The sequence below is a fragment of the Mitsuaria sp. TWR114 genome (assembly GCF_007997345.1).
On record NZ_VOSR01000858.1, the window covers coordinates 1 to 7,224 of the forward strand.

7 protein-coding genes and 1 pseudogene are annotated in these 7,224 nt (G+C 69.9%); all 8 read right to left on the reverse strand.

Annotated elements, in window-relative coordinates:
* Window positions 1-280: pseudogene (locus FUT87_RS24955) on the reverse strand (hypothetical protein); the annotation flags it as partial.
* Between the two features lie 152 nt (window positions 281-432).
* Complete coding sequence (gene folC / locus FUT87_RS24960; RefSeq protein ID WP_147240243.1) at window positions 433-1,812, reverse strand: bifunctional tetrahydrofolate synthase/dihydrofolate synthase; 1,380 nt, start codon at window positions 1,810-1,812, stop codon at window positions 433-435.
* Between the two features lie 95 nt (window positions 1,813-1,907).
* On the reverse strand, window positions 1,908-2,780 hold the full coding sequence (gene accD, locus FUT87_RS24965; protein WP_147240242.1) for an acetyl-CoA carboxylase, carboxyltransferase subunit beta: 873 nt from the start codon (window positions 2,778-2,780) through the stop codon (window positions 1,908-1,910).
* A gap of 52 nt (window positions 2,781-2,832) precedes the next feature.
* A complete protein-coding gene (gene trpA, locus FUT87_RS24970) occupies window positions 2,833-3,630 on the reverse strand; it encodes a tryptophan synthase subunit alpha (protein ID WP_147242745.1) in 798 nt (265 codons plus the stop codon).
* Window positions 3,627-4,901: a tryptophan synthase subunit beta gene (trpB, locus tag FUT87_RS24975; RefSeq protein WP_404935340.1), complete on the reverse strand. Its 1,275-nt coding sequence runs from the start codon at window positions 4,899-4,901 to the stop codon at window positions 3,627-3,629. The genes trpA and trpB overlap by 4 nt, the downstream gene beginning before the upstream one ends.
* Window positions 4,902-4,988: 87 nt before the next feature.
* Entirely contained in the window at window positions 4,989-5,624 is a 636-nt protein-coding gene (locus FUT87_RS24980) for a phosphoribosylanthranilate isomerase (protein ID WP_147242746.1), read from the reverse strand.
* 43 nt (window positions 5,625-5,667) lie between these two features.
* On the reverse strand, window positions 5,668-6,450 hold the full coding sequence (truA, locus tag FUT87_RS24985) for a tRNA pseudouridine(38-40) synthase TruA (RefSeq protein WP_147242747.1): 783 nt from the start codon (window positions 6,448-6,450) through the stop codon (window positions 5,668-5,670).
* An 84-nt stretch (window positions 6,451-6,534) separates the two neighbouring features.
* Window positions 6,535-7,224, reverse strand: a 690-nt coding sequence (locus tag FUT87_RS24990) for a FimV/HubP family polar landmark protein (protein ID WP_310735326.1), incomplete at its 5' end; no start/stop codon positions are given.

The following is a 7,224-nucleotide window of genomic DNA, read 5'->3' on the forward strand; positions in this document are numbered from 1 at the left end:
CGGCGCCGTCCTTGCGCGGAATGTCGATCGGCAGGTCCACCGGGATGGGACGGGGCTGGGTCTCGAACAGCAGCGGGAACACGATCACCGCCACCCCCACCAGCACCGCCGCGCCGATCAGGCGTCGCCGGGCCCGCAGGCGCAGTTGCTGGACGTCGTCCACCGCCTCGGCGCCACCGCGGGCACGGCCACGGCCGCCGTCGCCGGAGCGCCCCCGCTCGGCATCGCGATCGCCGGCCTCATTCGCTTCGCCGCGCTTCAGGAAGGAAAGAAATCCCATGTACTCGGAAGACCTGGTTGGTGCCGCGCCGCCCCGGAGCGGAAAGCGGTCCTGGCGCATCTGCGGACAGGGCCGCCGACTTCAATCGCGACAGATTCGAATGCAGCGTTGCGATGCGTTCAACGCGCGGTTGGCGCGGCATGGGCGGTCCCTCAGGGCGCGGCTTCCGGCTGGACGCCGCCGCCCAATCTCGGGATGCCGTGCTTGAGGATGCCGCCCACGGTGAAGAACGAACCAAAGACCAAAATTCTATCAGCGGGGTCCGCCTCGGCCGCCGCAGCGGCCAGGGCCGACGCAGGGTCCGGATGCAGAGAACTGCCCACTTCCTTCGGCGTCTGCAGCGCGCTGGCGGCGCGGGCCTCGTCGAAGCGCTGCTGGAGCGCCTGGGCGGTCGCCGCACGGGCGATCGGCAGGTCGCAGAAGTGCCAGTGATCGATCAGCGGCGAGATCCGCGCCAGGATGTTGGCCAGGTCCTTGTCGGCCATCGCGCCGAACACCGCGCGGGTGCGCGGGTAGAAGCCCATCTGGTCCAGGTTCTGCGCCAGCGCCGCCACCGCGTGCGGGTTGTGCGCCACGTCCAGCACCAGCATCGGCGAGCCCGGGATCACCTGGAAGCGCCCCGGCAGCTCCACCAGCGCCAGGCCGGCGCGTACCGCCTGGGCGGAGATCGGCAGCCGCTCGTACAGCGCCTCGAACACGGCCAGCACGCCGGAGGCATTCAGCAGCTGGTTCACGCCACGCAGCGCCGGATACGACATGCCGCTGTAGCGGCGCGAGCGCCCCGCCCACTGCCACTGCTGCCGGTCGCCCGAATAGGTGAAATCGTGGCCCAGCTGGCGCAGGTCGGCCCCGATCGAGGCCGCATGCGCGGCGATCGAGGCGGGCGGCATCGGGTCGGAGACGATCACCGGCTTGCCCGGGCGCATGATGTGCGCCTTCTCGCGGCCGACCGATTCGCGGTCCGGGCCCAGGTATTCGGTGTGGTCCAGGTCGATGCTGGTGATGACGCTGCAGTCGGCATCGATCGCGTTGACCGCGTCCAGCCGCCCGCCCAGGCCGACCTCCAGGATCACCAGGTCCAGCGGCTCCGCGGCCAGGCGATGCAGGATCGCGAGCGTCGTGAACTCGAAATAGGTCAGGGTCAGCTCGCCGCGCGCGCGCTCGACGGCCTCGAAATGCGGCAGCAGCGACGCGGCATCCACCGGCGCCCCGCCGACGCGGCAGCGCTCCTGGAAGTGCACCAGGTGCGGCTTGATGTAGAGGCCGACGCGGTAGCCGGCCTGCAGCGCGATGCTCTCCAGCATCGCGCAGGTCGAGCCCTTGCCGTTGGTGCCGGCGACCATGACGACGGGCGTGTCCGCGCCGAAGCGCAGGCCCAACCGGTCGCGCACCTCGGCGACCCGGGCCAGCGTCATGTCGATCTCCTTGGGATGCAGCCGCTCGCAGCGCGACAGCCACGCCTCCAGCACCGGCTGGGCGTCGCCGCCCGGGGCCAGTTGCGGGATCGACAGGTCGTTCGGGGAAGAAGTCATCGGAATGTCCAAGGCTCAAATGAAGACGGCCAGACCGGGAGGGGTCTGGCCGTGCTGAGGACCGGAACCGCCGCGGGCGGTTCGGCGGCGCGCCGTCAGGCGACCGCGTCGGCGCTCTGGCGCTGCAGGATGGCCAGGTTGCGGGCCACGACCTCGCGCAGCTTGCGGCGGTCCACGATCATGTCGATCGCGCCCTTCTCCATCAGGAACTCAGCGCGCTGGAAGCCGGCGGGCAGCTTCTCGCGCACGGTGTTCTCGATCACGCGCGGGCCCGCGAAGCCGATCAGCGCCTTGGGCTCGGCGATGACGATGTCGCCGACGAACGCGAAGCTCGCCGAGACGCCGCCCATCGTCGGGTCGGTCAGCACGCTGATGTAGGGGAGCTTGGCCTTGGCCAGGCGCGTCAGCGCCGCGTTGGTCTTGGCCATCTGCATCAGCGAGAGCAGGCCTTCCTGCATCCGCGCGCCGCCGGTGGCGGTGAAGCAGATGAAGGGGGTCTTCTGCTCCAGCGCGGTCTCGACGCCGCGCGCGAAGCGTTCGCCGACCACGGAGCCCATCGAGCCGCCCATGAAGTCGAACTCGAAGCAGGCGGTGACGACCGGGATGCTCATCACCGCGCCGCCCATGACGACCAGCGCGTCGGTCTCGCCGGTGTTCTCCAACGCTTCCTTGAGGCGGTCGGGATACTTCTTGCTGTCCTTGAACTTCAGCGCGTCGACCGGCAGCACCTCCTGGCCGACCTCGTAGCGCCCTTCCCCGTCCAGGAACGCGTCCAGGCGGGCGCGGGCGCCGATGCGGTGGTGGTGGCCGCACTTCGGGCAGACGTTGACGTTCTGCTCGAGGTCGGTCTTGTAGAGCACCGTCTCGCAGGACGGGCACTTGATCCACAAGCCTTCCGGCACCGTGCGGCGCTGGTCGGGGTCGGTCTGCTGGATCTTGGGCGGAAGAAGTTTCTCAAGCCAACTCATGGCGGGCTCCTATGTCTGTCGCGAAACGCGAAAGCGGGGCAGATTGCCCCGCTCAGGCGTCCAGCGCGGCGCGGATGTCTCGGATGAAGGCCGCAGCCTGGATCGCGACATTATCCCTGGATTGCAGCTCGATCAGCTGAACCAGGGCCGAACCGATCACCACCGCGTCCGCATGCCGGGCCACGGCGGCGGCCGTCGCCCCGTCACGGATGCCGAAACCCACGCCCAGCGGCACCTTCACATGCCGGCGCAGGCGCGGCATCGCGTCGGCGACGGCGCCGGTGTCCAGGTGGCCGGCGCCGGTCACCCCCTTGAGCGAGACGTAGTAGACGTAGCCGCTGGCCAGCCGGCCCAGACGCTCGACGCGCTCGTCGGTGGAAGTCGGCGCCAGCAGGAAGATCGGATCCAGTCCCTTGGCCTTGAGCGCGGTGGCGAAGGCCTCGCACTCCTCGGGCGGATAGTCGACCACCAGCACGCCATCGACGCCGGCCGCCTTGGCCTCGGTGACGAAGCGCTCCAGGCCGAAGCGCTCCACCGGATTGGCGTAGCCCATCAGCACGACCGGCGTCGCGTCGTCCTGGCGACGGAACTCGCGCACCATCTCCAGCACGCGTGCCAGCGTGATGCCCTTGGCCAGCGCGCGTTCGCTGGCCTTCTGGATCACCGGGCCGTCGGCCATCGGATCGGAGAACGGCACCCCCAGCTCGATGACGTCGGCGCCGGCCTGGGCCATCGCCAGCATCAGCTCGACCGTCACGTCGGCATACGGATCGCCGGCGGTGACGTAGGGAATCAGCGCCTTGCGGCCCGCGGCGGCCAGCCGCTCGAACGTGGCCTGGATGCGGCTCATTGGGCACCTCCCTTCACGGCGTGGCCGGCCATCGAGGGCCGGTCGAAATACTCGGCGCCCGACAGGTCGGCGACGGTGCCGATGTCCTTGTCGCCGCGGCCGGACAGGTTCACCAGCAGGTGCTGGTCGGGGCGCATCGTCGGCGCGAGCTTGATCGCATGCGCGAGCGCGTGGCTCGATTCCAGCGCCGGGATGATGCCCTCGGTGCGGCACAGCCGATGGAAGGCGGCGAGCGCCTCGGCATCGGTGGCGCCGACGTACTCGGCGCGGCCGATGTCCTTCAGGTAGGCGTGCTCGGGCCCGACGCCCGGATAGTCCAGGCCGGCGGAGATCGAGTGGGTCTCGATGATCTGGCCGGCCTCGTCCTGCAGCAGGTAGGTGCGGTTGCCGTGCAGCACGCCCGGCGAACCGGCGCTCAGCGTGGCCGCGTGCTTGGGCGTGTCGACGCCCTGCCCCGCTGCCTCGACGCCGATCAGTCGCACGTCCTGATGCGGGATGTAGGGATAGAAGATGCCGATCGCGTTGCTGCCGCCGCCGACGCAGGCGATGACCGCATCGGGTTGCTTGCCGATCATCTGCGGCATCTGGACCAGGCATTCGTCGCCGATGATGCGCTGGAAGTCCCGGACCATCATCGGATACGGATGCGGGCCGGCCACGGTGCCGATGATGTAGAAGGTCGACTCGATGTTGGTGACCCAGTCACGCATCGCCTCGTTGAGCGCGTCCTTGAGCGTCTTGGAGCCGGACTCCACCGGGACGACCTTCGCTCCAAGCAGGTTCATCCGGTAGACGTTGGGCGACTGGCGCTTCACGTCCTCCGAGCCCATGTAGACGACGCACTCCATGCCATAGCGGGCGCAGATCGTGGCGGTGGCCACGCCGTGCTGGCCGGCGCCGGTCTCGGCGATGACGCGCTTCTTGCCCATGCGGCGCGCCAGCAGCGCCTGGCCGATGGTGTTGTTGACCTTGTGCGCGCCGGTGTGGTTCAGGTCCTCCCGCTTGAGGAAGATCTGCGCGCCGCCCAGCTCGCTGCTCAGGCGCCGGGCGTGATAGATCGGGCTCGGACGGCCGACGAAATGGGCCAGCTCGTACTGGAACTCGCGGATGAACTCCGGATCCTGGCTGTAGCGGGCGTAGGCCTCATTCAGCTCGTCGAGCGCATGGATCAGCGTCTCGGCGACGAAGCGGCCACCGTAGTAGCCATGGGCGTTGGCGGTCGGCACGGGGCCGAAGCGGCCTTGCGCGTCAGGCTGCGCATAGCCGGCCAGCGGTCCCGTGACGAACGGGATCGAATCGGGGATGGTCTTGGACATGAGGGGTCCTCTATGAGGATGCCCGCGCGCTTCGAAGCGGAATCAGGCCGACTTCAGGCGGTCGGCCTCGCGCACGGCATCGCAGAACTGGCGGATCTTCACGGCGTCCTTGAGGCCCTTGGCGGCCTCCACGCCGGAGCTGACGTCAACGGCCCAGGGCCGGACCTGCCGCACGCCATCGATCACGTTGGCTGCACTCAACCCACCAGACAAAACGACCGGAGAGGGAACGCTTGGAGGCAGCAGTGACCAATCGAAGACCTTTCCGCCTCCACCGTAGCCGTCGACGAAGGCGTCGACCAGCACGGCCTGGGCGCGGGAGAAACGAGTCGCGAAGTCTAGCAAATCGAAGCCCGGCGCCATGCGCGCCGCGCGCAGATAGGGGCGCGACCAGCGGTCGCAGTCCTCGGGCGACTCGTCGCCGTGGAACTGCAGCGTCAGCGTCGGGATCGCGGCCAGCGCCGCCTCGATCGCCGCCGGCGCGGCGTTGACGAACAGGCCCACCGGCGTCACGAACGGCGGCAGGCGCCGCGCCAGCTCGGCGGCGCGCGCGACGCTCACGGCGCGCGGGCTCTTCTCGTAGAACACCAGACCGATCGCGTCGGCGCCGGCCTCGACGGCGGCATCGACATCGGCTTCGCGGGTCAGGCCGCAGATCTTGATTCGGGTTCGGCTCATGGGACGCCAGTCTAGGCAGGTTCTCGGACGGCGAGGACTCCGCTCACGGCAACCAGTCCATCGCGGCGGTGTGCCGCGGCAGGTTCAGGTGGTCGTCGTAGGTCGGGCCGACGAAGTACAGCCCGTCCGGCGGGAAGGTCGGCGCCGCCGCGTCGCGCGAGCGCGCCGCCAGCACTTCGTCCATCCACGCGGGCGGCTTCTGTCCGGCACCGACCGCGACCAGGCAGCCCATGATGTTGCGGATCATGTTATGCAGGAAGGCGATGCCGTCGAACTCGAAGCGCCAGTAGGCGCCGCGCTTCTCGATGCGGATGCCGTGCAGGATCTTCACCGGCGAGGCGGCCTGGCACTCCGACGAGCGGAAGGAGCTGAAGTCATGCTCGCCGACCAGGCGCGAGGCCGCGTCGCGCATCGCCTCGCCATCCAGCGGGCGGAAGGTCCACCCCACCCCGCCGGCCTGGATGGACGGGCGCACGTTGGACTCCAGCAGCAGGAACCAGTAGCGGCGGCCGCGCGCCCAGTTGCGCGCATGGAAGTCCTCGCCGGGAAAGGCGGCCCACTGGATCGCGATGTCGCGCGGCAGGTAGCGGTTGACGCCGCGCACCCAGGAGAAGGCTTCGCGCGCCACCGGCGAGTCGAAGTGGACCACCTGGTTGAGCCCATGGACGCCGGTGTCGGTGCGGCCGGCGCAGATGGTGCGGATCGGTTGCGCGACGAACTGCGCCAGCGCCGCTTCCAGCGCGTCCTGCACCGTGCCGCCACCGGGCTGGCTCTGCCAGCCCTTGTAGGCTTCGCCGCGATAACTCACGCCCAGCGCCACGCGCATGCAGGTCTCCGAACTCGAAAGGAAGCCGCCAAAAAGAAAAGGCGCCCGGCCAGGCCGAGCGCCTTGTCGTGAACCGGCCGCAGTTTAGCGAAGCTGGTCCAGCATCTGCTGAGCGCGATCGCGCACCGGACCGGAGGCCTTGCCGACCAGCTCCTGCAGCACGTCGCGCGCGCCTTCGGTGTCGCCGATCTGGCGGAATTCCTCGGCCAGCTCCAGCTGACGCTGCAGCGCCTCGTCGTCGTTCGGGTCGATGCTGTCCAGGTCGACGCCCAGGTCGTCCAGGCTCATCGTGTCCGGCGTCGACCGGGTGTCCGGCAGCGCGTCCAGGGCCGGCAGGTCGATCGAGGCGATGTCCTGGGTCTCGAACGACTGGCCCGCCTTGCCAGGGCTCGCCGGCGCGTCGGACGGCAGGTCCAGGTCGATGCTCGACAGGTCGAAGTCCAGCGACGACGGGTCCTGCGCGGGCGCCGGGGCCGGCGCGCCGCCCAGGTCATCCAGGTCGCCGAGGTCGAACTCCAGCTCGCGGGCATTGGACGGAGCCGGCGCCGCCGGCGGCGTGCTCAGGTCCAGATCCATGTTCATCGGCGCCTGGCTGGCGGACGACGGCAGCGCCTGCGTGGCGGCCATGGCCGGTGCCGGTGCAGGCGGCGACGCCAGGTCCAGGTCGAGGTCCAGATCCATCAGGCTGGACGGACCGCTGTCGCGCGGCGCGGCGGCCGCGGCGGTCGCTGCGGCGCGGGCGATCGCGCCGCTGCCCGGGTGCGCGAGGCCCGC

Bases quoted from the DNA above. Each gene is read 5' to 3' on its own strand.
- folC (WP_147240243.1), bottom strand. From the start codon at position 1,812: ATGACTTCTTCCCCGAACGACCTGTCGATCCCGCAACTGGCCCCGGGC.
- accD (WP_147240242.1), bottom strand. From the start codon at position 2,780: ATGAGTTGGCTTGAGAAACTTCTTCCGCCCAAGATCCAGCAGACCGAC.
- trpA (WP_147242745.1), bottom strand. From the start codon at position 3,630: ATGAGCCGCATCCAGGCCACGTTCGAGCGGCTGGCCGCCGCGGGCCGC.
- FUT87_RS24980 (WP_147242746.1), bottom strand. From the start codon at position 5,624: ATGAGCCGAACCCGAATCAAGATCTGCGGCCTGACCCGCGAAGCCGAT.
- truA (WP_147242747.1), bottom strand. From the start codon at position 6,450: ATGCGCGTGGCGCTGGGCGTGAGTTATCGCGGCGAAGCCTACAAGGGC.